Here is a 25,339-nt window from a genome sequence, read left to right as displayed (position 1 = left end):
GGCTCGCTGCGACAACACACTACCCGGCGTCAACAGCTACGACGCCGCGCCGAACGTCGTTGATGGCGCGTTTCGCGGTTGCCCGCAAAGCAGGCGAGGGGGCGGCATTGCGCACCTGATCGGCCAGATCGAGCACCTGGCGGCACCAGCGGACGAAGTCGCCCGCCGACATGGACGATCCGGTGCCCGACCCTGACGTGTCGCCGGCCGCCAGCGCCGCGGCCAGGTCTCCGGTGCTCGCCCAGCGGTAGATCGCGCTGACGAAGCCGTCGTCGGGTTCGCGGCTCTGGGTGATGCGGTGGCGCTGTTCGTCGGAGCGCAGTTCGGACCACAGCCGGCGTGTCTGGTTGAGCGCGCGGCGCAGCCGGCCGGTCGGGATCTCCGATCCGTCGCCGGGCCCGTGCCCGTCCCGCCGCGATTCGTAGAGCACCGACGACAGCGCCGCGGCCAGTTCGGCCGCGTCGAGTTCGTCCCAGACTCCGGCGCGCAGGCATTCGGCGACCAGGAGGTCGCTCTCGCTGTAGATGCGGGCCAGCAGGCGGCCGTCCGGGGTGACGGTGGGCGTGTCGGCGGTGGGCCCGGCACCGGTGTCCCCGTCCTCGTCGGGGCGTGCGGCGGCGATGAATCCACGTTCGGTCAGCAGCACGACGATGCGGTCGAAGGTGTGCGCCAGGGAGTTTGTCGCCGCGGCGATCTTGGTGCGCAGTTGCTCGTTGTCCCGCTCCAGGCGCAGATAGCGCTCGGCGACCCGGGCCCGTTCCTCGCGGTCGGACAGGCCGTGAGCGCGGTGTGCCCGCACGCGCTCGCGCAGCACCACCAGTTCGGGGTCGACGTCCCCGTCCGGCGCCGGTCCGCTGCGGCGGCCCTTGCCCGACGGCACGTCGAGCCCGGCCGCGGCGGACCGCAATGCCGACGCGAGGTCGCGGCGGGCCCGCGGGTTGCGGTGTTCGACGCGCTTGGGCAGGGTCATCCTGCCGATCGGCCCGGCGGCGCCGGAGTAGTCGGCCGACGAGATGCGACCGGCCCACCGGTGTTCGGAAAGCACCAGTGGGCGCGGGTCCTCGTCGCCGCGGGCGGGTTCCAGCACGACCGCCAGGCCGCCCCGCTTGCCCTGGTTGATTGCGATGATGTCCCCGCGCCGCAGGCCGGCCAGCGCGGTGTTGGTGGCCTGCCGCCGCTGCAGCCGCGACGCGCGGGACTGGGCACGTTCGCGTTCCGCGATCTGGGCGCGCAAGCGCACGTAGTCGAGGATCGGGGCGCCGGGCCCGCCCATCTGGGTGGCGAGGTCGCCGAGCATCCGCTCCCCGCGTTCCACGCCGCGCACGAGGCCGACGACCGAACGGTCGGCCTGGTACTGGGCGAACGAGCGCTCCAGCAGTCGGTGCGCCTGCTCGGGCCCCATCTGATTGACCAGGTTGATGGTCATGTTGTAGGTCGGGGCGAACGAGCTGCGCAGCGGGAACGTCCGCGTCGAGGCCAGCCCGGCGACCTCGGCGGGGTCGACGTCGGGGTTCCACAGCACGACGGCGTGGCCCTCGACGTCGATTCCGCGCCTGCCGGCTCTGCCGGTCAGCTGCGTGTACTCCCCCGGCGTCAGCGGCAGGTGTTGTTCGCCGTTGTACTTGACCAGGCGTTCGAGCACGACGGTGCGGGCGGGCATGTTGATGCCCAGAGCCAGTGTCTCCGTGGCGAAGACGGCTTTCACCAGGCCCGCGGTGAACAGCTCCTCGACGGTGTGCCGGAAGACGGGCAGCATCCCGGCGTGGTGCGCTGCCAGTCCACGCAGCAGACCTTCTCGCCACTCGTGGTAGTCGAGCACGACGAGGTCTGCCTCGTTGAGGTCGGCGGTGCGCCGGTCGACGATCTCGGCGATGCGAGCCCGTTCCTCGCCGGTGGTCAGGCGCAGCGACGACCGCAGACACTGTTTGACCGCGGCGTCGCAGCCGGCGCGCGAGAAGATGAACGTGATGGCCGGCAGCAGTTCGTCGTGTTGCAGCGCGGTGATCACCTCGGCACGCCCGGGGGTGCGGTAGAGGCCCGCCGGGCGTCCGGTCCGGCTACGGCCCCGCGGCTGCCAGTCGGCGAGACGCTCGGCCTCGCGCCGGTGGGCGATGTGGCGCAACAGTTCCGGGTCGACGAGGAGGTCCCGCGCAGACGGGCCCGACGCGCGGTAGTCGAACAGGTCGAGCAGGCGTTTGCCCACCATCACGTGTTGCCACAGCGGGACGGGCCGGTGCTCGTCGACCACGACGGTCGTGTCGCCGCGCACCGTCTTGATCCAGCCGCCGAACTCCTCGGCATTGCTCACGGTGGCCGACAGGCTCACCAGGCGGACGTCCTCGGGCAGGTGCAGGATGACCTCCTCCCACACCGCACCCCGCATCCGGTCGGCCAGGAAGTGCACCTCGTCCATGACGACGTGCGAGAGTCCCTGCAGCGCACGGGAATCCGCATACAGCATGTTGCGGAGCACCTCGGTGGTCATCACGACGATGTCGGCGTCGCCGTTGATCGCCTGGTCACCGGTCAGCAGACCGATGCGTTCGGGCCCGTAGCGGCGCACCAGGTCGTTGTGCTTCTGGTTGCTCAGCGCCTTGATGGGTGTGGTGTAGAAGCACTTGCGGCCCGCAGCGAGCGCCAGGTGCACCGCGAACTCCCCCACCACGGTCTTGCCGGCGCCGGTCGGCGCGCACACCAGGACGCCGTGCCCCTGGGCGAGGGCTTCGCAGGCGCGGCGCTGGAATCCGTCCAGCGCGAACGGCAGCTGTGCGGCGAAGTCCGCCAGCGCCGGCGACGACTCAGGTGGCGTCGTCATCGACCACGAGCCGCGACGGGGTCGGTACCGCGGCGGGCGCCTCGATGCTCTCGGCGTGACCGATCGGCGCCGCTTCGTCGTCCGGGATGTCCTCGGCCGCGGCACGCCGCGCCTTGCGCCGGTCGCTGATCCGCGCGACCTGGATCGCGACCTCCATCAGCAGGGTCATCGCCAACGCCAGCGCCAGCATGGAGAACGGGTCCGAGCCGGGTGTGACGAACGCGCAGAACACGAACAGCCCCATGATCAGACCGCGACGCCACGCCTTGAGCCGCTCGTAGGTGAGGATGCCGACGAGGTTCAGCATGATGATCAGCAACGGGAACTCGAAGCTGATCCCGAAGACGAGCAGCAGGTTGATCAGGAACCCGAAGTACTGATCACCCGACAGCGCGGTCACCTGCACGTCGCTGCCGACGGTCAGCAGGAACCCGAGGGCCTTCGACAGCACCACGTAGGCGAGGATCGCGCCCGCGATGAACAGGGCGGCCCCGACCATCACGAACGCGACCGCGAACCGGCGCTCCTTGGCGTAGAGACCGGGGGTGATGAACGCCCACAGTTGATAGAGCCACACCGGACACGCCATCACCACGCCGGCGGTCATGCCGACCTTGAGGCGCAGCATGAACTGGTCGAACGGGGCGGTCGCCAGCAGGCGGCACTCGTTGTCCGGGGCGATGGTCGCCCGCGCCGACGCGGGCAGCGAGCAGTAAGGCCCGCGAAGCCAGTCGCCCAGGCTGGGCAGCCCGAACGCGCCGTGGCTGTACCAGAGGAAACCGATGACGGTTGTCGCCAGCACGGCGAGGACCGCGATCAGCAGCCGGGTGCGCAGCTCGGTGAGGTGGTCGACCAGCGACATCGTGCCGTCGGGATTGACCCGCGCCCGACGTTGCCGAGGGTCGAGTTTCTTGAGAAGGCCAGGTATCTGCACAGGTCTGCCTAGATGCTGCTCACCGGCGCGACATCACGAACGCGGCCCGAGGCCGCGTTCGTGAGCTGTCCGGTCAGGCCGGGCGTCTGTCCGACGTCGGCTGAGCCGACGAATCTACGACAGTCGGCTGAGCCGACGAATCTACGACAGTCGGCTGAGTCGGCTGAGCCGGCGTTTCCGTGACGTGGGGCGCAGCGGCGGGATCCTGCACGCGCTCGGACGCGATCTGCGTGCGCGCCTCGGGACGGTCGGCCGTCTCGGACTTCGAATCCGCCTGCATCTCCTTGATCTCGGACTTGAAGATGCGCATCGACTTACCCAGGGACCGCGCTGCGTCCGGGAGCTTCTTGGCACCGAAGAGCAGCACGAACACAGCGATCACGATGACCCAGTGCCAGGGTTGTAGACCACCCAATTTGGTTACCTCCAGACGTCTGCGCCCAGCTTACCCGCCGGGGGAATCGATGCCGACCCGATAGGCCTGCAGCGCGGCGGTCGCTGATTCCCGCACCCGCTCGGCCAGTTCGGCCGGTGCCAGGACGCGCACCGCGGAACCGAAACCGAGCACGAAGCGGGTCATCCACTGATCGGAGGCGTAGGTCATCGCCGCCTCGCACGAGCCGTCGGGGAACTCCCGCTGCACCCGCAGCGGGTAGTAGTCGAACATCCACCCCGCGGACCGGTCGATCAGCAGGGTGGCGGTCGGCAGTGCGGGGTCGGCGGTGTCCGGGTCGAACAGCGAGGTGTCCGGCCCCGCCTGCACTGCCGGCGGCGGGGGCACCGCCGGCTCGTCGAGCACCCGGGCGTCGACGATGCGGTCGAACCGGAACAACCGGACCGCCTCGGCCGACCGGCACCACGCCTCCAGATAGCTGTGGTCGGCGATGAGGACCACGCGGATGGGGTCGACGATGCGGCTCGACAGCGTGTCGTGGGATGCCGTGTAGTACTCGATGGCCAGCGCCCGGTCGTCGCGCACGGCCGTCCGCACCGCCGCGGCGGCCTCGCTCTCGACCGGTGCGGGCTCCTCGACCGCCGCACCCTCGACGCCGTGGCCGACGGTGCCCGCCGCGGATTCGATTTTGGCGATCGCGCTGCGGGCCGCCTCGGGGTCGACCATCCCGGGCACGTCGACCAGGGATCGCAGCGCCACCAGGACGCCGGTGGCCTCCGGTGAGGTCAGCCGCAGCGGGTGGTCGATGCCGGCGGAGAACGTGACCTCGATGGTGTCGCCGGAGAATTCGAAGTCGATGAGGTCTCCGGGGCCGTACCCCGGCAACCCGCACATCCACAGCTGGTTCAGATCTTCGCGAAGCTGGGTGACGCTCACCCCGAGGTCTGTCGCGGCCTCGGCATAGGTGATCTTCGGGTTGGCCTGGAAGTACGGGACCATGTTGAGCAGGCGCACCAACCGGGCGCTGATGGCCGTCACAGGCGATCCGCCTCCTTCATCTGTTCGACCGGCGCCAGGTGCGCTTCGAGCCGCGCGATGACGTCCTTGCGCAGCGATTCGGGTTCCAGGGCCACCGCGTCGGGGCCGTAGCTGGCCACTTCCCGGGCCAGTCTGTCGAACATGCCGATGTCGACGGCGAGCTCGTCCCCGGCGCGGCCGCCGATCGTGCGCGCGCCGATGACGGTGCCCCGGCGGCGCAGTGCGGTCGCGCGCCCTTGCGCCACCCACACCGTGGCCTGACCGGCTGCCGGCCAGTCCCCGACCACCCGCGCGACGATCTCGCGCAGATCGAGACCCGGCGGTTTGGTCACCGCGCCGGCAGGTCCGACGGGCCTGACGTCGGCGCCGATCCGCGAGAGCCGGAACGTCCGCATCGCGTCGCGGTCGCGGTCGTGGCCGACCAGATACCAGCGACCCTGATCGGTGACGACGCCCCACGGTTCGACGGTGCGGGTGACGTAGGGTTCGCTGCGGGACGGCCGGTGCGGGAACTGCACTGCTTGACCGGAATCGATGGCGGACAACAGGATTCCGAGAACTTCCTCCGAGCCGCGCAGACCGGGCAGTGCCGCGGTCGAGGTGATCGTGACATCGTCGGGCGCGTCGACGTCGATTCCGGCCGCACGCAGCTTGAGCAGCGCGCCCTGGGTCGCCGTGATGAGCTCCGGCGACTCCCACAACTGGGTGGCCACGGCGACGGCGGCGGCTTCGTCGGGCGTCAGCTCGACGGCCGGAAGGGCGTAGGCCTCGCGGTTGATGCGGTAGCCCTCGGCCGGATCCGACGACGACGCGCGCCCGGTCTCCAGCGGGATGCCCAGATCGCGCAGTTCGTTCTTGTCGCGTTCGAACATCCGCGAGAAGGCCTCGTCGCTGGCCTCCCCCGAATAGCCGTAGACGGTCTCGCGGATGCGGTCGGCGGTGATGAAGGACCGCGTCGACAGCAACGCGATGACGAGGTTCATCAACCGTTCGACTTTCGAGATCGCCACGGCTACGAGCTTAAGGCGCGGGGCTGGTCCCGTCCGACGGCCATCGCGGCGCGTCTGCGACCATTCACGTGATGAGCGCTTGCGCGAAGAACCGAGGTACCTGATGAGCGCTTGCGCGAAGAACCGAGGGGTGCGGTGAGCTCCCGCTGGCAGCAGTCCGACAGGCCCCGCGGCGACGACTACGACGCGCGGTGGCAGAAGCTGGCCGCCGCCGGCCAGAGTATCCACGGCGAGGCCGGTCTGATCGAACAGCTGCTGCATGGCATCGACGGAACGAGCGTGCTGGACGCCGGTTGCGGAACCGGAAGGGTCGCAATCGAACTCGCCGCTCGCGGGTTCTCCGTGGTGGGCCTCGACGCCGACCCCGCCATGCTCGGCGCCGCCAGGGCCAAGGCGCCGGATCTGCGCTGGGTCGAGGCCGACCTCGTCGACACCGACAGCCGGGTCGAGGACACCTTCGACGTCGTGGCGATGCCGGGCAACGTCATGATCTTCCTCGACCGCGGCACCGAGGCGACAGTCGTCAGCCAACTCGCGCGGCGATTGACGCCGACCGGACTTCTGGTCGCCGGGTTTCAGCTGACCACCGGCAGGCTGACGTTGGCGCGCTACGACGAGGTCGCGGCGGCAGCGGGCCTGGAACTGGTGAACCGGTGGGCGACGTGGGACCGCCGGCCCTACGAGGGTGGCGACTATGCGGTCTCGGTGCACCGGCCCGCCACCGCGAGGCGTGAGCTCACATCGAAGCGATGAGTCGCTTCACCCTCTCGTCCACCGAGCGGAACGGGTCCTTGCACAGCACGGTGCGCTGCGCCTGGTCGTTGAGCTTGAGGTGAACCCAGTCGACGGTGAAGTCCCGGCCCGCCTCCTGAGCGGCGCTGATGAACTCCCCCCGCAGTTTGGCGCGGGTGGTCTGCGGCGGGGTGTTGACCGCCGCCTCGATCTCCTCGTCGGTGGTGATGCGGGCGGCCAGACCTTTGCGCTGGAGCAGGTCGAACACGCCGCGACCCCGCTTGATGTCGTGGTAGGCGAGGTCGAGCTGGCTGATCTTGGGGTCGGACAGCTCCATGTTGTAGCGGTCCTGGTAGCGCTGGAACAGCTTGCGCTTGATCACCCAGTCGATCTCGGTGTCGACCTTCGCGAAGTCCTGACTCTCGACGGCGTCGAGCTGACGCCCCCATAGATCCACCACCTGCTCGATCTGGGTGTTGGGCTCGCGGGACTGCAGGTACTCCACCGCGCGGGCGTAGTACTCGCGCTGGATGTCCAGCGCGCTGGCCTGCCGGCCCCCGGCCAGCCGCACCGGCCGGCGACCCGTCAGGTCGTGGCTCACCTCGCGGATCGCACGGATCGGGTTGTCCAGGGAGAAATCCCGGAACGCGACGCCGGCCTCGATCATCTCCAGCACCAGCGACGCCGAACCGACCTTGAGCATGGTGGTGGATTCGCTCATGTTCGAGTCGCCGACGATGACGTGCAGACGGCGGTACTTCTCCGCGTCGGCATGCGGTTCGTCACGGGTGTTGATGATCGGGCGGGACCGGGTGGTCGCGCTGGACACCCCTTCCCAGATGTGCTCGGCGCGCTGCGACAGACAGTAGGTCGCGGCCTTGGGGGTCTGCAGCACCTTGCCCGCACCGCAGATGAGCTGGCGGGTGACCAGGAACGGCAGGAGCACATCGGAGATGCGGGAGAACTCGCCGGCCCGCACGATGAGGTAGTTCTCGTGGCAGCCGTAGGAGTTGCCCGCGGAGTCGGTGTTGTTCTTGAACAGGTAGATGTCGCCGCCGATGCCCTCGTCGGCGAGGCGCTGCTCGGCGTCGATGAGCAGGTCCTCCAGCACGCGTTCACCGGCCCGGTCGTGGGTGACGAGCTGGGTCAGGCTGTCGCATTCGGCGGTGGCGTATTCGGGGTGACTGCCGACGTCGAGGTAGAGGCGGGCTCCGTTACGGAGGAAGACGTTGCTGCTACGGCCCCACGACACGACCCGGCGGAACAGGTACCGCGCCACCTCGTCCGGGCTGAGCCGGCGGTGACCGTGGAACGTGCAGGTGACACCGAATTCGGTCTCGATGCCCATGATTCGTCGCTGCACCTCATCGAGACTACAAGTTGTCCGGCTCACACGACGGGCGACACCCGAGGAAAGTGCCTGTGGATAACTCGGCTCTGGGCTGTTGGGGCCTGTCAGCATGAGCCCATGGGGGAAATCGCACACGTCGACCTGGAGCGGCTGAGGGCGACAGCGGACGGCGTCGCCGCCGCCGGCGACGCCGTGGCACAGATGAGGTGGCCGGCGCTCGACGCCGGCGCATTACCGGACTCTGCCGTCGCCGCGCTACCGATTGCCGATGTGGTCGGCGGTCAGGTGGCGGAGGTGGTGGCCGACCTGATCGCGTGGGTGGCGGCGGCGCGCGAAGCTGCCGAGGCCTTCGTTCACGCCGACGCCGCCCTCGGCGAGCGGCTCGCGGTGAAGTGACCCGCCCCTCGGTGTCGCTGACCGAGCAGTGGCGGCCGGAGGGGCTGCGCCAGCTGGCCCGCGACTTCGACCACGCCGCGCGGTGGCTTCGGCACCGCGTCGACAGCGCGGTCGACGAGTGTGACCGCAGCCGGGACTTCTGGACCGGGAACGCCGCCGACGCGGGCCGTGCGCGGGCACGCCGCATCGCCGAGGCGGCAGCGGCGGTGGCGCACCGTCTGGTGGGCGCGTCCGCAGCGGCCCAGGACGGCGCCGAACAGCTGACCTCGGCGCGCAACGACGTGCTCGCCGAGGTGACGCAGGCGCGGCGCGACGGCTTCGTGGTTTCCGACGACGGGACGGTCGGGGTCGGCGCGGGCCCCGAGCCGCTGCTGATCCTGCTCGCCGGCGGCGACGAGGCCGTCGCCGAGGAGCTCCTCGACGCACGCGCCGCCGAGTTGAGTGAGCGGATCGCCGACGCCCTGGGCCGCCTCGACGCCGCCGACACGGATGCGGCCCGCGACATCGCCGCCGCGCTGTCGGCCGGTCCCGGCGACGCGCCGGAGCCGGCGGCCACGGTTCCCGCCGGCACGTGGCCGGTGGGTGCGGCCGACGTCGTCGACGCGTGGCCGGTGATGAGCCAGGACCGCATCGCCGGCCAGATCGCGGCCATGACCGCCGAGCAGCGCGCCCGTCTGGTCGCCGACTTCCCGCAGCGCGTGGGCAATACCGACGGGATCCCGTGGGACATGCGGGTGGCCGCGAACCGAATCAACATCGCCGCGGCGATCCTGGCCGAGACGGGCGCCGACGACCTGTCGCGCCGCCGGATCGCGTTCTATCGCGGCCTGCTGAGCGAGATCGACGATCCGGCCGGCGGGCCGCGGGTTCCGCGGCAGATCCTCGCGTTCGACCCGGCCCGGGCCTCGCTCGTCGAACTGCACGGTGACCTCACGGCGGCCCGCAGCGTGGCGGTGCTGGTGCCAGGGGTGAACACCACCGTCGAGGGTTCCGCGGCGAACGCGGCCACGGCGAGGCGGTTCGTGTCCGGAAGCGGCGGCGACGTCGCGGTCATCACCTACCTGGGCGGTCCCTTCCCCCAGGTGCGGGATCCGGCCGCGGTGGGCAACGCCGCGGATGCGCGCTACGCACTCGACATGGCGCCGCGCCTGGTCGCGTTCACCGAGGACGTGGACCGGCGGGTCGGCGACGACGTCCCGGTGACGGTCATCGGGCACTCCTACGGCGGATCGATCGTCGGGACCGCCGAGGCGCGGGGTCTGACGTCGGACCGCACGCTGTTCCTCGCCGCGGCGGGCGCCGGTGTCGGCGTGGACGATCCGGGCGACTGGCACAACAGGAACCCGTCGGTGCAGCGCTACTCGATGACCGCGCCGGACGATTTCATCGAGCTGGTGCAGGGCATCCCGGGCGGTCCGCACGGCGTCGATCCCGATGAGATGCCGACCGTGATCGCGCTGGACACCGGGTATTACGACGACGGCGGACGGGTCGCCGGTTGGGAAGCCCACAGCGGCATGCTCAACCGGCCGTCCGATTCCTGGCGCACCATCCTGGCGGTCATCACCGGAGATGCGCAGACCATCGCTCAGGCCGCGTCGGGTCCACCTCCGTGAGGCGGGTGGATCTCGGACAGGAACGCCGAGACCAACGACACCACCTCGGGCAGGTGGGTCTCCAGCAGCCAGTGGCCGCCGCCGAGCAGGTGGACGGGCACGTCGGGGAGGTCGCGACGGTACGCCCAGGCCGACTCCTGCGGCATGTACCCGTCATGCGGACCCCACACGATCAGCGTCGGCGGACGGTGTTCTCTGAGATAGCGCTGCTCTTCGGCGAACCAGGCCAGTGTGCTGGGCTGGTCTTCGAGGAGCCGGATCAGATTGGCGATGCGCTCCGGGGTGTTCATCAACGTCCAGTGCAGTGTGGCGAGGTCGGGACTGACCCGGTCAGCGACATCCGGGGGTAGCTCGCCGGTGAACTCGCTGCGGAACCCGGCCGGGGTGACGTGGTCGGCGATCCGTCGCCGCGCCTGCGGGCCCGGGTCGTCCCACGATCGCCGCAGGAACTCGTATTTCGGCCCGAAGGCGTCCTCGTAGATGTCGCCGTTCTGGATGACCAGTCCGGCGACCCGCTCCGGTGCGTGCAGAGCGAGGCGGAACCCGAACTGAGAGCCGTAGTCGTGCAGCCAAATCACATAGCGATCGAGACCGACGACGTCGACGAACCGTTGCAGGAAGGCCGAATAGGCGTCGAAGGTGTAGCCGAACTCCGTGGCCGGCGGTGTGGCGCTGTAGCCGAACCCGGGGAGGTCCGGGGCGACGAGACGCCACCTGTCGCCGAGCGCGGCCATCAGGCCCCGGTACACGAAGGAGGATGCGGGATAGCCGTGTGGCAACAACACAATCGGCGCATCCGGCGGTCCGGCCTCCCGCACGAACGTCGCGATACCGTCCACGTCGACCGTTCTGTGGGTGACGGCCGCAGATGCCAGCTGCATGTCAGACGCGTTGCCTGCCGCAGGCTCCGTTAAACCGCGAGCGGCTCAGCGGCGTGGAGTCCAGCCGAGCCGCCTGCTGACATGATCGGCCGCGGCGATCGTCCGCGCGGCGACCTCGTCGAAGCGGTCTGTGGCCAGCCGGTAGGACGGACCCGAAACACTGAGTGCCGCAATGATTTGCGAGTGCGCGTCGTAGACGGGGGCCGCGACGGCGTTCAGCCCCACCTCCAGTTCCTCCCGCACACTGGCCCACCCGCGCTCGCGCACCGCGGCGAGTTCGTCGAGCAGATCTGCCACGCTGCGGGCGGTGGTGTCCGTGAACGACGTCATCGGTGGGCGCACGCGGGAGCGGACCTCACCGGGATCCAGTCCGGCCAGCAGCACCTTGCCGCTGGAGGTCGCATAGGCCGGGCACGTCTGCCCCACCCAGGTGCGCAACGTGATCTCCGACGGACCGATGGCCTCCACGATGTTGACGATGCGGTCCTGATCGAGCACGGCGAGGTTGGCGGTCTCCCCCACATCGGCGCTCAGCGCGTCGCACGCCTCCTGCCCCAGCTTCACCAGGTCGCTCTGGGCGCCGGCGACATGCGCGAGCCGCGAGATCGCGAACCCCAGCCGGTACTTGCCCCGTTCGGAGACCTGCTCGACGTAGCCGCGCGCCTCCAGCACGGCGATCAGGCGTGACACCGTGGATTTGTGGACGCCCAGGTCGGCGGCGATCTCGGTCACGCCCGCCTGACCCAGCCCGGCGATGATCTCCAGAACCGTCAGCGCGCGGTCGACCGACTGCACCGCCGCAGGCGGGTCGCCCGGTGACGGGTTGTCAGGCTTGACCATCGGGCAGCCAGCCTATAGGCCCGTGCGCCCGGCGCTGCCGACACGTCGGCGTACGGCCGCGATCTCCCGCAGCCCGTCTCCGAGCAGGCTGCGATTCAGCGGCGACAACTCCGACATCGTGATGATGTCTCCCGGTGTGTGGCCGGCGGCGACCTGCTCCACCTGGTGCGCCATCCGCAGCCGCTGCAACATCGCGTAGACCTCGGACAGAGTGCGCGCGTCCGGGTCGCTGAGCGCCCCCGCCTGCGCGGCGGCTTCCAACCGCACCGGGGTGGTCGCCGAGGTCACCCCTGCGGTCAGACCACCCCAGCGGGCCAGGTTGACGATCGGCGTGACGGCGTGGCTCTTGAGGTCGAACGTGCCGCCACGACGGGACAGCACGTCACGCAGCGAGCGGGTGCGAACCTTGCCCGAAAGCGCTTCGAGCAGTTGCAATCGCAGTGCGTCGGGATGCTGGTCGCCGATCGTGCGGAACGCGGCGGGCACCGAATGCAGGCCGGGATCGCCCCAGACCACCCGGCCGTCGATCAGCAGCGAGGACATGATGATCCCGCTGTCGCGCAACGGATCCTCGAGCCACCCGAGCGCGGCCTGCAGCCAGTCCGCCTGCGACCGTGCGAATCTCGCGGTGGCAGCGGTGGCGCCGTTGCGGTCCGACGGCAGCCCGCAGGCGTCCAGGATGGCGTGCACCTCGGTGGCGATCGACCGCAGCCGGGCGGGGTCCACGGCGTCGGCGGCGGGGTGGTCGTCGCGCCAGGACAGCGCGCTGTCGACATCGGAGGACGGCATCGCCTCGCGCCGGGCCACGCTGCCGAGGATCAGCCAGGCGAAGCCGTCGGTTCCGCCGCGGTCCTGTTGTGCGAGAACGAGTTCCAGGGCCCGGCGCACCAGGCTGTCGATGACGACGGACAGGATCGCGCTCGTGGCCGCCGCCTTGGTCCCGTTGCGGAACAGGTCGACGGCCGTACCCGTGACCCGGCGTCCGACCTCCTGCAGTTGCGCGGGGGTGCTCGCCGCGGCGATGGAGCGACGGAGCAGAAAGCTCTGCCGGGCCGACGCGGCGAGCAGGTCGGCGTCGTCGAGGACACCGACCACCTCTCCGCGGGGCGTCACCACCGGCATGTGCCGCAGCCCGCAGTCGAGCATCTCCACGAGCACGCTGTCGGCGGTGAGATCCGTGGGCACGGTGCGCGCCGGCGCGCTCATGACGCGTTCGATGGGCACGTCGACGGCGAGGCCCGCCGCCACGACCCGGGTGCGCAGGTCGCGGTCGGTGAAGATCCCGAGGCCGCCGTCGCGGAGCCGGACGAGCGCGTAGGACACGTGGCGCTCGGTCATCTGCACGACCACGTCGCGCACCGACTCCGACGGGGAGACCACGAGCACCTCGCCGTGGAGGAGTTCGGCGACGGGTCTGCTGTCGGTGGCTGTGGCGATCGCCGGGCGCTCGGCGCCGGCCGACCAGCTCGACGAGGCGAGGAACGCCAGGCCGGCCGGTTTGGCGAACTGCGCCCGCACCGATGCGCCCGGCAGCCTGATCAACGTGCTTGGGGCCGTGGTGCGGGCCTGGAAGTCCATTCCCGCGCCGGTGAGCAACGGCATGTAGCCGAAGATCCCGCCGGCGGCGACAACGTCGATCAGGGTGCCGTCGCCGCTGGAGCGCAAGGCCACCGCTCCGTCGCACACCATCCAGATCTCGTCGGGCGCCCGGTCCGTGTAGTCGGCGACGACGTGCCCGGCGGGGAACTCCTCTATCGCCGCGCCGGCGGCCAGCTCGGCGAGTTCGGCCTCCGTCGACCCCTGAAACGGGGTGTGTTCAGCCAGAAAGGCTGCGAGATCGAAGCTCTCAGGCTTCTTTGATGAGGTCGGCACACTTCTCCGCCATCGTCATCACGGTGATGTTCGGGTTGACCGCGGGCAGCTTCGGCATCGCCGACGCGTCGACCACCCGCAGGCCCGTCACGCCCTTCACCCGCAGCTGCGGGTCCAGCACCGCCATCGGGTCGCTCACCGCGCCCATCCGCGCCGTGGCGGCCGGGTGGTAGACGGTGTTGTGACACCGGTGGATGTAGTCCAGGAGTTCGTCGTCGGTCGTCGCCTCCGGCCCGGGAGCCAGCTCGCGCGCCACCCACGGCGCCAGCGGCGCCTGCTCGGCGAGGGAACGGGCGAGCTTCACGCCCGCGAGCATGATGCGGTCGTCGTAGCCGTCCGGGTCGGTGAAGTAGCGGGGGTCGACGCGGGCGCGGTCCCGGAAGTCGCGCGACCGGAGCCGCACCGTTCCCCGCGACCGGCCCTGGGTCACGTTCGGCGTCAGGCAGAACCCATTGTCGGTGGTGGGGTATCCACGCCGCAGCGTGTTCATGTCGAACGGGACGGAGCCGTAGTGCATCATCAGGTCGGGCTGGTTCAGACCCTCGTCGATCGTGGTGAACAGTCCGATCTCCCACCATTGCGTCGAGGTCGTGACCATCGGCCGCGACGCCTCCCAGAACACCAGGCCCTCGACGTGGTCGTCGAGATTGGCGCCGACGCCCGGTGAGTCCACGCGGACCTCGATGCCGATCTCGCGGAGGTGGGCGGTCGGCCCGATGCCCGAGAGCATCAACAATTTCGGAGTGTCGATCGCCCCGGCGGTGACGACGACCTCGCGGCGTGCCGAGACGGTGTCGTAGCCGGTCAGGTCCGGCCGCTGGTAGCGGACGCCGGTGGCGCGCAGCGCGTCGTCGAACAGGATCTCCGAAACCCAGCAGTCCGTGCGGACTTCGAGGTTCTTGCGGGTTCCGAGGATCGGATGCAGGAATGCCTTCGACGTGGAGTTGCGGATACCGTCCTCGCCGGCGTTGATCTGGAACCAGCCGGCGCCGTTGCGCACCGTCTCGCCTCTGTTGAACGCCACGGTAGGCATCCCGACCATCGCGGCGGCTTCGAGAACCGCTGTGCCGCAGGGGTCGTCGGGGGGAACGTCGCGCAACAGCACCGTCTCGGTGAGGCGGCGCACCAGCGGAAGCACGTCGGCGGCGCCCCATCCGGTGGCCCCCATCGCGACCCAGTCGTCGAGCGCCTCGGCGGGCGGATGGAAGGCGATGCACGAATTGTGCGACGAACATCCGCCCAGCACCCGGGCTCTCGCGTGACGCATGAACGAGTTTCCGCGCTCCTGCGGCTCGACCGGATAATCCCAGTCGTACCCGGAATCCAGGAGGTGCATCCACTCCGAGAGCACCAGGATCGCGTCGTCACCGACGTCGCTGGGCCCCGCCTCGATCAGGCAGACCGTGACGTCGGGGTTCTCGGAGAGCCTGGCGGCCAGCACGCAGCCCGCGGTGCCGCCGCCGGCGATGACATAGTCGAACGTGCCGTGCTCAGCCATCGGCGCCCGCGGTGGTCTCGGCGGCGTGCGACTTCAGTGTCCCGATGTGGTTGCGGCCCTTGGCGAAATACCACAGGAGACCGGCCCCGAGGATGACACCGATGTAGACGAACGCACCCCAGGTGTTGTACCAGGGTTCGCCGTACACGGCGGCGCGCGGCCAGGCCAGATTCAGCGCCATCCCGACACCCCAGACGACCGCGACGATGTTGACCGGCAGGCCCCAACGGCCCATGGTGAAGTAGCCGCCCTCCTTGAGGTCCTTGGGCGGCCACTCCCCCCGCATCCGCTTCTTGAGCATCGGCCCGGTCACCATCAGGTAGGCGAGGTAGATCATGATGATGGCGATCGAGGTCAGGACCGTGAAGATCTGCGGGTTCGTGATGTTGACGACCAGGATGACGATCGAGATGATCCCGATGGTCACGGCCGGCACGATCGGGGTCTGGGTCTTCGGATGCACCGAGGCCAGCCTCTCACCGAACGGCAGCGCGTTGTCGCGGGCCATCGCGAACGACAGGCGGATCGCCGCGGTGTGAACGGCCAGGCAGCACACCGTGACCGCGATGACGATGCAGACCAGGAAGATCTTGCCCAGCGGGCCCCACATCACCTGTTGGACGATGTACTGCAGGCCGCCGCTGCTCTCCCCCAGCGCGGGGTCCTCCAGGTTCGGCGCGGCCATCACCGCGAATACCAGGATGCCGCCGCCGATGACGAAGGAGGCCAGGATCGCGCGGGCGATCGCCTTGGGGGCGGTCCGGCGCGGTTCGACCGTCTCCTCGCCCAGCGAGCTCGCGGTGTCGAAGCCGTACATCACGTAGCCCGACGCCAGTGACGCGATGAGGAAGGCGCCGAGGAACCCGAGGCTCTCGTCGGTGCCGTAGCCGTTGGTGGAGAAGAACACCTGGGGGCCGCGTTCGGCGTTGACGGCCAGCAGAATGACGATCAGCACGGCGGCGATCAGCTCGATGAACACGCCGCTGGAGTTGATCATCGCCATCAGGCGCACCCCGAGCGCGTTGACCAGCGTGGTGAACGCGATGAGCGCCGAGCCGAGCAGCACCGCGTTGGCCGCGTAGTCGTACGGGCCGGTGCCGTCGCCGATGATCTGGAACCCGCTCCACAGCCTGGGCAGGTTGAGCTGGTAGGCCAACGCGACCGCCGAGATGGTGACGATGGACGCGGTGAGCATCAGCCAGCCCGATGTCCACCCGACCAGCCTGCTGGCGAGCTTCTTGCTCCAGTTGTAGACCGATCCGGCGACCGGGTACTTGGCGGCGAGCTCCATGAAGCACAGCGCCACCGCCATCTGACCGACGAACACCAGCGGCCACGACCACAGATAGGCCGGGCCCGCGGTGCCGAATCCGAAGTAGAACAGCTGGAATGTGCCCGTCAGGATCGAGATGTAGCTGACGCCGGCGGCGAAGCTGGCGAACTTGCCGATACTGCGATCCAGGGATTCCCGGTAACCGAAATCCTCCATGCCGCTGTCGGCATGGACCCTTCCGCTCGCCCCGGAGGGCTCTTTGACGACCATGTGATGTCCTATCCCTTGAACCAGCCCGCGGCACCGGGAGCGGTGTTGTGCCAGATGTGTTTGATCTCTTGATATTCCGCGAGCCCCGTGGGACCCAGTTCGCGGCCGTTGCCGGATCTGCCGAAACCGCCCCACTCCGCGGCCGCCGTGTAGTAGCCGAAGTCGTTGAGCCACACCGTGCCGTGTCGCAACGCCCGCACCACCCGTTCGCCCCGCGCCGCGTCCGATGTCCGGACTCCGGCGGCCAGACCGTATTCCGTGTCGTTGCCCAGCGCGATGGCCTCGGCTTCGGTGCTGAACCGTTCGACGGTCAGGATCGGACCGAACGTCTCCTCGGTGACGATCCGCATCGACCGGTCGCAGCTGTCGAAGATGGTGGGCAGGTAGAAGTAGCCGTCCTTCAGCGCCGGGTCGGCAGGCCGGGCGCCGCCGGTCACCAGCTTCGCGCCCTCCGAGATGCCCAGCTGCACATAGCCTTCCACTTTGTCCCGGTGCTGTTCGGAGACCAGGGGCCCGGTCTCGCTGGCCGGATCCAGCCCGTCGCCCATTCTGATGGTCGCCGCCCGAGCCGCCAGCGCCGCGACGAAGTCAGCGGCGAGGGAGTCCTCGACGATCAACCGGGTACCCGCCGAGCAGACCTGGCCGGAGTGCAGGAACACCCCGGTCAGCACGTGATCGACGGCGTTGTCGAAGGCGACGCCGGATCCGATGTCGGCGAACACGATGTGCGGGTTCTTGCCGCCGAGCTCCAGCGCCACCTTCGTGACGTTGTCGGCTGCGGTCTTGGCGATGCTGCGCCCGGTGGCCAGACCGCCGGTGAACGAGATGAAGTCCACGGCGGGGTCGCCGGTGAGCGCCGGGCCCAGCGTGGCGCCGCTGCCCTGGATCAGGTTGACCACCCCCGCCGGCACGCCGGCCTCGTCGAGCAGGTGGACGAACGCGATCGTCGTCAGCGGGGTCACCTCGCTGGGCTTGGCGACCATCGTGCATCCGGCCGCCAGGGCCGGGGCCACCTTCCACGACATCTGCAGCAGCGGATAGTTCCACGGCGCGATCAGCACGCAGACGCCGATGGGTTCCCTGATCACGCGGCTGATCACCGCCGGGTCACCGACGTCGACGACACGGTCGGCCTCGGCGCCGACCAGCTTGGCGTAGTAGCGGAAAACCGAAGTGACGTCGTCGATGTCGATGCGGCTCTCGACGAGGGTCTTGCCGGTATCCATGGTCTCGAGATGGGCCAGTGACTCCTTGTCGCGCTGGAGCAGGTCGGCGACGCGGTCGAGCACGGCGGCACGCTCGGAGACCGGCGTCGCCCGCCAGCTGCCCTCGTCGAACGCGGCCCTGGCGGCCGCCACGGCTGCGGCGGCATCCTCGGGCGTCGCCTCGTCGACGACGGCCGCGATCCCGCCGTGGGCGGGGTTGACGATGTAGCGGGTGCCCCCGTCGGAGGCATGACGCCAGGTGCCGCCGATACAGAGATCGGGTTCGCCGTCCATGGCTTCTCGTGCCCCCTCGCTTCGTCTACATCGGAGCCGCCAGCCGGGACACTACCCAGTGATGGAACTCTGCGAGGTGGTGTTCGGCCGGAACGAGGACACCGCCGCGCCGGTAGGCCCGTGAGGACATGGCCGGCTGGGTGCGTTCGCAGGCCTCGAAATCTTGGACGTTGACGCGGTGGAACAGTTCGACCGACCGCGACACGTCCCGCTCGGAACCGACGATGTCGCCCGTGTAGAGCCAATCGCACTCGACCACCGTGCGATCCACCGCCATCGGGTACATCCGGTGGAAGATGACGTGATCGGGCACGAGATTGATGAAGACCGTCGGCTTGACGGTGATGGCGTAGTAGCGCCTGTCCTGGGCGTCGGTGATCCCGGGCAGCCGGTCGAAACCGGCCGCGCCGTCCACGGTGAATCCGGCCACGTCCGAACCGAACTGCGCGCCGAGGCCCACGTTGGCCTGGGCGGCGAGACCCTGGGCGAACTCCGGCACCACCCCGACCAGCTCCGGGTGGATGGAGCTGCAGTGGTAGCACTCCATGAAGTTCTCGACGATGAGCTTCCAGTTGGCCGCCACGTCGTAGACGACGCGGTGGCCGACATCGAGGCCGCCGATGCCGTAGCGGTCGATCGCGTCGTCGTCACCGAGGGTTCTGGCTGCTTCGGCGATCACATCCTCGAACGGCGGTGGCGTGTCGGCCAGGCACACCCACGCGTAGCCGAGCCATTCGGTCAAGGCGACCGGCACCAGACCGTACCGGTAGCGGTCGATCGGGGCGCCGCCGTCCTCGGTGAGGGTCCCGATGTTCGGAGCGGCCACCAGCTTGCCGTCCAGAGCGTAGGTCCAGGAGTGGTAAGGGCACCGCAGCGTCCGCTTCACCTCTCCCTCGGATTCGGTGCACAGCTGCGCCCCCCGGTGTCGGCACACGTTCAGGAATGCGCGCAGCAGACCGTCGCGACCGCGGACCAGCAGCACGCTCTCGCGACCCACCTGGACCTTCCGGAACGCGCCGGGGCGCGCGAGGTCCGAGGACCGCACCGCGCACATCCACATGGTCTCGAAGATGGTCTCCTGCTCCGCGGCGAAGGCCTCGGTGCTCGTGTAGTAGCGGCCGGCCAGGGTGGCCAGGAGTGCCGTCATGTCGTCGTCACCAATCTGCGTGGGTCGAAAAGCGAGATCGGGTGCGCCGTCGCACCGGTGGTGGCCAGGTCGGCGAGGATCTCCCCCACGACCGGCACGAACTTGAAGCCGTGCCCCGAGAATCCGCACGCCACCGTCACGTTCGCGCTCTCGGGGTGGCGGGCGATCACGAAGTGCTGATCCGGGGTGTTGGCGTACATGCACGTCGCCGAGTGCAGGCACGGCCCGTCGAGGGCGGGCAGCAGGTCGGCGACCCGTTCGCGCATCTCGCGGATCTCGTGGTCGTGCACGGTGCGGTCGATGGTGTCCGGGGAGCACTCGACGCCCTTGCGGAAGAACGCGACCTTGACCCCGCCGCGAGGTCCGTCGATGGCAGGGAACCCGTAGATCTGTGCCCCGGCGTCGTTCTCGTCGATGAAAATGGGGTGATCGACGAACGGCGCGGTGCCGCCGACGGGGTCCAGCCAGTAGAGCACCTGCCGTTCCACCGTGATCGGGATGCCGAACTCGGCGAGCAGCTGCGGCGCCCACGCTCCCGGGCAGATCACGACCTGCCCGGCGGTGAAGGTACCCTCGGCCGTCCGTACCGTCACCCCCCCGGACGTCTCCGACCATTCCAGCACCTCGTGACCGAACCGCAGTGTGGCTCCTGCTTTTTCGGCGAGGTCGAGATGGGCCTGCACCGTCAGCTCCGGCCTGGCGAAGCCGGCCTTCGCCTCGAACAGTGCGACGTCACCGGGGTTCGGCGTGAAATTCGGGAAGCGCGACCGTATCTCGGCGTCCTCGAGCACCTCGTGGGGCAGATCCCACTGCCGGCTCGCACGCAGGCTGCCTGCCACGGTGAGGCTGTCCGGGGGTCCGATGAACACGCCTCCGGTCATCCGGTAGACCTCGCGTGCGCTGTCGAGGGCCAGTCTGTCCCACAGCTCGTAGGCGCGCAGCAGCAGCGGCACATAGGCGGGGTCCTCGAAGTAGGACTGCCGGATGATGCGCGACCCGCCGTGGCTGGACCCCTTGTCGTGCGCCGGGGTGAACTTTTCCAGCCCGAGCACCCGCTGTCCGCGGGCGGCAAGGTGATACGCCGCGGCGCTGCCCATGCCGCCGAGCCCGATCACGATCACGTCGTAGGTCACGGCTACCTCTTGATCCGGGTCATCTCGGGGTCCACGACCGGTTCGGCATGCACCCGGGCCGCATGGGTGGCTCCCCGGTAGGCGACGGTGACGACATCGCCGACCGCCACGTGCGACGGCAGCCAGGCGTAGGCGATGGTGCGGCCGATCGTCGCGGAATGGCCGGCGCTGGTGATGTAGCCGACGCAGGTGCCGCCGAGCGAGACCGGCTCCTTGCCCAGGACGGCGGCGTCAGGGTCGTCGAACACGATGCTGCGCAACGTCGTTGCGGGCGCAGCCGCGGTCTGCAGCGCCTCCTTGCCCACGAAGTCGGTGTCCTTGCCGAAGCGAACCGCGAAGTCCAGGCCGGCTGCGGCCGGTCGGTGCTCGGCCGTCATATCGGTTCCCCAACTGCGGTAACCCTTTTCGATGCGCAGGCTGTTGAAGGCGATGCGCCCGGCGGGGATGATGTCGTGCGGCGCGCCGGACTCGGCCACCAGATCCCACAACGCGGCCCCGTACTCCGCACTCGCGTAGATCTCCCAGCCGAGCTCGCCGACGTAGGACACCCGCATCATCGTCACCGGGATGGCACCCAGATGGGTGTGGCGGGCCCGGAAGTAGCCGAAGGCGCCGTGTGACAGGTCGTCGGGACACAGCGGGGCGAGCACTTCGCGGGCCTTCGGCCCCCATACCCCCAGGCAGCACGTGCCACCGGTGATGTCACGCAACATCACGTCGGAAGGCTTGTGCCTGGAAAGCCAGTCGAGGTCCATCGGGGAGTTGGCGCCGACCTGGAAGGTGTCCGGACCCAGCCGGGCGACGGTCAGGTCGCTGCGGATCCCCCCGGCGTCGTCGAGCAGCAGGGTGTAGGTGACCGATCCGACGCTCTTGTCGACGTTGTTGGTGGTCATCCGTTGCAGGAACGACGCGGCGCCCGGACCGCAGACCTCGTACCGGGTCAGCGGCGTCATGTCATACATCGCGACGCTCTGGCGCGTCCAGTGCGCCTCGGCCACCGAGATCGGTGACCAGAACCTGCCCGCCCACTCGTCCCGATCGGGAACGGCCAGTCCGTCGTCGAAAAGCCGTTGTGCCAGCGTCGAATTCGACTCGAACCAGGCGGGTCGCTCCCAGCCGCCGCCCTCGAAGAAGTACGCGCCGAGCTCGGTGTGGCGGTGATGAAACGGGCTGGTGCGCAGTCCGCGCAGCGCGGTGCGGTGCTGGTGCGGGTGGATCACGTCGTAGACCTCGACGAAGGCCTGCGTGCTGGTCTGCAGGACGAACTCCGGGCTGCGGGCGGCGTCTTCGAAGCGGTACAGGTCGCATTCGTGGGTGTCGATCGAGGGTGTCCCGTCAATGATCCATTCGGCGGTGGCCTTGGCGACGCCGGCCGAATGGGTGACCCAGACAGCTTCGGCAACCCAGAATCCGGGCAGCTCGCGATGCTCGCCCATGAGGGAGAACCCGTCCGGGGTGAACGAGAAGATGCCGTTGAACGCCTCCTCGACCTTCGCATCCCCCAGCGCCGGTAGCAGTTCGGCGGCGGCCCGCCAGGCGGGTGCGAAGTCCTCCTCGGTGAACGGCATCATCGACGGCATCGGCTCACCCGCGGTGTCGGCGAGCAGGTGGGTCATGTCCACCGGCATGGGCCGATGACTGTAGGAGCCGATACCGAGGCGGTCGACGTGCTCGCGGAAATAGAGGTCCTGATCCTGGTGGCGCAGAATCGGCAGCCCCGCCTCGGTGCGCTCGGTGTTGCGGCCGACGAGCTCGGCGATCTGTCCGGTGCGCGCGTACTGGTGGGCCATCGGTACCAGCGGCAGGACGAGACCGACCTGGCGGGCGAACTGAGCGCCCCAGAAACCGGCGGCACACACCACGACGTCGGCCTCCAGGACGCCGTCTGCGGTGCGGACGCCCGTGACGCGGCGGCCGTTGTCAAGCACACCGAGCACCTCGGTGTGGGGCCGCAGGGTGGCGCCGCGGGCCTCGGCACGCCGGGCCTGCGCCTCGGCGGCGCGCAGCGCCTTGGCGAGACCGTCGGCCGGGGTGTGGAACCCACCGAGGATCCGATCAGTGTCGATCAGTGGGTGCAGGGCGGCGCACTCGGCCGGGCTCAGCAGATGACCGTCGATCCCCCAGGACTGTGCCCATCCGACTTTACGGTGCAGGTCGGCGAGCCGTTCAGCGGTGGTGGCCACCTCCAGGCCACCGACGGGGTTGAACGCCCAGCCGTCGGGATGCTGGAGCGCCGAGAACTTCTCGACCGTGTAGCGGGCGAACGCCGTCATCGTCTTGGACGGGTTGGTCTGGAAGACCAGGCCGGGCGCGTGGGACGTGGAGCCTCCCGTGGCGAACAGCGGTCCGCGATCGACGAGCGTGACGTCCGTCCATCCGCGAGCGGTCAGTTCGTCGGCCAGCGAAGTGCCGACGATGCCGGCACCGATCACGACGACTTTGGGCATGCCTCGACCGCTTTCGATTCAGGATGATGATTTTTGCCGCATCTAGTTGTTGCGTACTACGCAACGCGATGCGTTATACGCAACAAATCATCCACCCGTTGGCAGGGCAGCGCAAGGCCAACACGCTGAAGGGAAACTGGGAACAACGACGTGCCCCAGCCCGGGACGCCATGGATCCACGGGTGCCCGCTCAGATCCGCGCGGGTGCGCGACACCGACACCGGCGCCGACGTCGGCGCCAAGAAGCGTTAGGAGTCGCTGCCCTCGGACGGCGCGCTGTCGTCGGCAGGTTCGGCGACCGGCAGCAGCGCCTCCAGGGCGCTGCCGGTGATACGACGGAATGCCCGTCGCGGCCGGTTGGCGTCGAGGATCGCGACTTCGAGCGTCGAGGGTCCCAACGTCCTGGGTTCGGCGCCGTTTCCGCCTGTGCTCAAGGCACTGACGGCGATGGACACCGCGTCGGCCAGGCTGGCGTTCTCGGCGTACGACTCGTTGAGGGCCGCCGCGATCGGCTCGGTGGTGCCGCCCATCACCACGAAATGGGGCTCGTCGGCGATGGATCCGTCGTAGGTGATCCGGTACAGCTCAGGGGCTTTCGTCTCCCCGTGATGAGCGACTTCGGCCACGCAGAGTTCGACCTCGTAAGGCTTGGCCTGCTCGGTGAAGATCGTGCCGAGCGTCTGTGCGTACACGTTGGCCAGCTGGCGTCCCGTCACGTCACGTCGCGAGTAGGCGTAGCCCTGGGTGTCGGCGAACCTGATCCCGCCACTGCGGAGGTTGTTGAACTCGTTGAAGCGCCCCACGGCCGCGAAGCCCACGCGGTCGTACAGTTCGCTCACCTTCTGCAGGGAGCGCGACGGGTTCTCGGCCACGAACAGCACACCGTCGGCGTAGGCCAGCGCGATCACGCTGCGGCCGCGCGAGATTCCTTTTCGCGCCAACTCCGAGCGCTCGCGCATCGCCTGCTCGGGTGAGATGAAATACGGGAAGCTCACTGGTCGTCACCTCGAACGGCCTCGGCGTCGGGCCCGAACGTGTCTGCTCGGGAACGGCTTTCGATGATGCTGCGGCACACCGTGGCGATCTGCTGCTCGGGCACCTCGCGGGCGCCGTCGGCGTCGATCACGACAGCGGTCGGGAAGATGCCGCGGACGAGATCCGGTCCGCCGGTGGCCGAGTCGTCGTCGGCGGCGTCGTAGAGCGCCTCGACGGCGACCCGGAGCGCGGAGTCGGCGTCGGAGACCTGCGAATAGAGCTTCTTCATCGACGACTTGGCGAAGATCGAACCCGACCCCACCGACTGGTAGCCCTCTTCTTCGAGATTGTGTCCGCCGGCGGCGTCGAAGGACACGATCCGTCCTGCGCCTTGCGGATTCGGGTCGTCGAGGTCGTAGCCGGCGAGCAGGGGCAGCGCCACGAATCCCTGCAGCGCAGCGCCGAGGTTGCCGCGCACCATGGTCGCGAGCCTGTTGACCTTGCCGGGGAACGTCAGCGCGACGCCTTCGAGTTTCTCGTAGTGCTCGAGCTCCACGGCGTACAGCCGCGCGAACTCGACCGCGATCGCCGCAGTCCCGGCGATGCCGGTCACGGTGTAGTCGTCGGTGATGTAGACCTTCTGCACGTCGCGGCTGGCGATCATGTGGCCCTGGGTGGCGCGCCGGTCACCGGCCATCACCACACCGCCGGGGTACTTGAGCGCCACGATCGTCGTGCCGTGCGGAACGGCGTCCGTGGGGACGGGACCGCTGCCGGCCGGCAGCAGGTGCGGCGCCTGGTGGCGCAGGAAATCCGAGAACGACGACGGGTTCACCCCGCCGTGGGACAGGGCCGACGGGGCGCTGAAGGCCCCGGGTAGCGCGGACGGAAAGGCGGACTTATCTCGATCCGGCCAGGTCACTGTCCACCCTTCTGCACGTACGCACGGACGAAGTCCTCGGCGTTCTCCTCCAGGACGTCGTCGATCTCGTCCAGGAGGTCATCGGTCTCTTCGGTCAGCTTCTCGCGGCGCTCCTGGCCGGCGGCCGTGCTGCCGGTGAGGTCGTCGTCCTCGCCGCCGCCGCCGCCACGCTTGGTCTGCTCCTGCGCCATCGCTGCCTCCTGCGTCAGTGAACCCGTCTGCACGGGCACCCGGCCGACGTCCCGCCGGTCTCACCACACTACCGGGCGGACCCGCGATTGCCGGGGATAGCCGGG

General features: G+C 69.4%; 21 protein-coding genes. 3 read left to right on the top strand and 18 right to left on the bottom strand.

Annotated features, from left to right (window positions below; genetic code table 11):
* Positions 1 to 19: 19 nt before the first annotated feature.
* The 5 genes from FHR72_RS22160 to FHR72_RS22140 form a co-directional block, all read right to left on the bottom strand.
* Positions 20 to 2,815, bottom strand: coding sequence for a DEAD/DEAH box helicase (locus FHR72_RS22160; RefSeq protein ID WP_183472199.1), 2,796 nt, complete (start codon positions 2,813 to 2,815; stop codon positions 20 to 22).
* Complete coding sequence (gene tatC / locus FHR72_RS22155; protein WP_183472196.1) at positions 2,799 to 3,749, bottom strand: twin-arginine translocase subunit TatC; 951 nt, start codon at positions 3,747 to 3,749, stop codon at positions 2,799 to 2,801. Before tatC ends, FHR72_RS22160 begins: the two co-directional genes overlap by 17 nt.
* Positions 3,750 to 3,822: 73 nt before the next feature.
* Complete coding sequence (gene tatA / locus FHR72_RS26655) at positions 3,823 to 4,164, bottom strand: Sec-independent protein translocase subunit TatA (RefSeq protein WP_260156173.1); 342 nt, start codon at positions 4,162 to 4,164, stop codon at positions 3,823 to 3,825.
* 30 nt (positions 4,165 to 4,194) lie between these two features.
* A complete protein-coding gene (locus FHR72_RS22145; protein WP_183472194.1) occupies positions 4,195 to 5,181 on the bottom strand; it encodes a helix-turn-helix transcriptional regulator in 987 nt (328 codons plus the stop codon).
* Positions 5,178 to 6,191, bottom strand: a complete 1,014-nt coding sequence (locus tag FHR72_RS22140) for a helix-turn-helix transcriptional regulator (protein ID WP_183472192.1) — start codon at positions 6,189 to 6,191, stop codon at positions 5,178 to 5,180. Before FHR72_RS22140 ends, FHR72_RS22145 begins: the two co-directional genes overlap by 4 nt.
* Before the next feature lie 135 nt (positions 6,192 to 6,326).
* Between FHR72_RS22140 and FHR72_RS22135 the strand changes: the two genes are divergently transcribed.
* Complete coding sequence (locus tag FHR72_RS22135; RefSeq protein WP_183472190.1) at positions 6,327 to 6,944, top strand: class I SAM-dependent methyltransferase; 618 nt, start codon at positions 6,327 to 6,329, stop codon at positions 6,942 to 6,944.
* On the opposite strand, the gene pafA is transcribed toward FHR72_RS22135, so the two are convergent.
* Positions 6,928 to 8,286: a Pup--protein ligase gene (gene pafA, locus FHR72_RS22130; RefSeq protein ID WP_104864914.1), complete on the bottom strand. Its 1,359-nt coding sequence runs from the start codon at positions 8,284 to 8,286 to the stop codon at positions 6,928 to 6,930. The two genes, FHR72_RS22135 and pafA, sit on opposite strands and share 17 nt — an antisense overlap.
* Before the next feature lie 105 nt (positions 8,287 to 8,391).
* Here pafA and FHR72_RS22125 point away from each other — a divergent pair, with 105 nt between their 5' ends.
* Together FHR72_RS22125 and FHR72_RS22120 are read left to right on the top strand one after the other, a co-directional pair.
* Positions 8,392 to 8,670 carry a DUF7162 family protein gene (locus FHR72_RS22125; protein WP_183472188.1) on the top strand — a complete coding sequence of 93 codons (279 nt, stop codon included), beginning with the start codon at positions 8,392 to 8,394 and terminating at the stop codon, positions 8,668 to 8,670.
* On the top strand, positions 8,667 to 10,286 hold the full coding sequence (locus FHR72_RS22120) for an alpha/beta hydrolase (RefSeq protein ID WP_183472186.1): 1,620 nt from the start codon (positions 8,667 to 8,669) through the stop codon (positions 10,284 to 10,286). The genes FHR72_RS22125 and FHR72_RS22120 overlap by 4 nt, the downstream gene beginning before the upstream one ends.
* Here FHR72_RS22120 and FHR72_RS22115 read toward each other — a convergent pair.
* The 12 genes from FHR72_RS22115 to FHR72_RS22060 form a co-directional block, all read right to left on the bottom strand.
* The gene (locus FHR72_RS22115; protein WP_183472184.1) at positions 10,259 to 11,167 is read right to left on the bottom strand and encodes an alpha/beta fold hydrolase; all 909 of its coding nucleotides are present in this window, start codon (positions 11,165 to 11,167) and stop codon (positions 10,259 to 10,261) included. The genes FHR72_RS22120 and FHR72_RS22115 overlap by 28 nt on opposite strands.
* Before the next feature lie 45 nt (positions 11,168 to 11,212).
* Positions 11,213 to 12,007, bottom strand: a complete 795-nt coding sequence (locus tag FHR72_RS22110; protein WP_183472182.1) for an IclR family transcriptional regulator — start codon at positions 12,005 to 12,007, stop codon at positions 11,213 to 11,215.
* 12 nt (positions 12,008 to 12,019) lie between these two features.
* Complete coding sequence (locus FHR72_RS22105) at positions 12,020 to 13,879, bottom strand: putative nucleotidyltransferase substrate binding domain-containing protein (protein WP_183472180.1); 1,860 nt, start codon at positions 13,877 to 13,879, stop codon at positions 12,020 to 12,022.
* The gene (locus FHR72_RS22100) at positions 13,854 to 15,377 is read right to left on the bottom strand and encodes a GMC family oxidoreductase (RefSeq protein ID WP_183472170.1); all 1,524 of its coding nucleotides are present in this window, start codon (positions 15,375 to 15,377) and stop codon (positions 13,854 to 13,856) included. Before FHR72_RS22100 ends, FHR72_RS22105 begins: the two co-directional genes overlap by 26 nt.
* Positions 15,370 to 16,920 (bottom strand): APC family permease, encoded by a 1,551-nt coding sequence (locus FHR72_RS22095; RefSeq protein ID WP_183472168.1) that lies wholly within the window; start codon positions 16,918 to 16,920, stop codon positions 15,370 to 15,372. Before FHR72_RS22095 ends, FHR72_RS22100 begins: the two co-directional genes overlap by 8 nt.
* An 8-nt stretch (positions 16,921 to 16,928) precedes the next feature.
* A complete protein-coding gene (locus tag FHR72_RS22090; protein ID WP_183472166.1) occupies positions 16,929 to 18,419 on the bottom strand; it encodes an aldehyde dehydrogenase family protein in 1,491 nt (496 codons plus the stop codon).
* Positions 18,420 to 18,444: 25 nt separating this feature from the next.
* A complete protein-coding gene (locus tag FHR72_RS22085; RefSeq protein ID WP_183472164.1) occupies positions 18,445 to 19,566 on the bottom strand; it encodes an aromatic ring-hydroxylating oxygenase subunit alpha in 1,122 nt (373 codons plus the stop codon).
* Positions 19,563 to 20,663: an N-methyl-L-tryptophan oxidase gene (gene solA / locus FHR72_RS22080; RefSeq protein ID WP_221194252.1), complete on the bottom strand. Its 1,101-nt coding sequence runs from the start codon at positions 20,661 to 20,663 to the stop codon at positions 19,563 to 19,565. Before solA ends, FHR72_RS22085 begins: the two co-directional genes overlap by 4 nt.
* Positions 20,664 to 20,701: 38 nt before the next feature.
* Positions 20,702 to 23,146, bottom strand: coding sequence for a GcvT family protein (locus tag FHR72_RS22075; protein WP_183472160.1), 2,445 nt, complete (start codon positions 23,144 to 23,146; stop codon positions 20,702 to 20,704).
* Positions 23,147 to 23,394: 248 nt separating this feature from the next.
* A complete protein-coding gene (gene prcA / locus FHR72_RS22070; protein WP_183472158.1) occupies positions 23,395 to 24,141 on the bottom strand; it encodes a proteasome subunit alpha in 747 nt (248 codons plus the stop codon).
* Complete coding sequence (gene prcB, locus FHR72_RS22065) at positions 24,138 to 25,043, bottom strand: proteasome subunit beta (RefSeq protein ID WP_183472156.1); 906 nt, start codon at positions 25,041 to 25,043, stop codon at positions 24,138 to 24,140. The genes prcA and prcB overlap by 4 nt, the downstream gene beginning before the upstream one ends.
* Positions 25,040 to 25,234 (bottom strand): ubiquitin-like protein Pup, encoded by a 195-nt coding sequence (locus tag FHR72_RS22060; protein ID WP_046365221.1) that lies wholly within the window; start codon positions 25,232 to 25,234, stop codon positions 25,040 to 25,042. Before FHR72_RS22060 ends, prcB begins: the two co-directional genes overlap by 4 nt.
* Positions 25,235 to 25,339: the final 105 nt, after the last annotated feature.

The organism is Mycolicibacterium iranicum (genome assembly GCF_014190915.1).
Taxonomy (GTDB): Bacteria; Actinomycetota; Actinomycetes; order Mycobacteriales; family Mycobacteriaceae; genus Mycobacterium; species Mycobacterium iranicum_B.
Note: the sequence above shows the minus strand (reverse complement) of the source record. Positions and strands in the feature narration are given on the sequence as shown.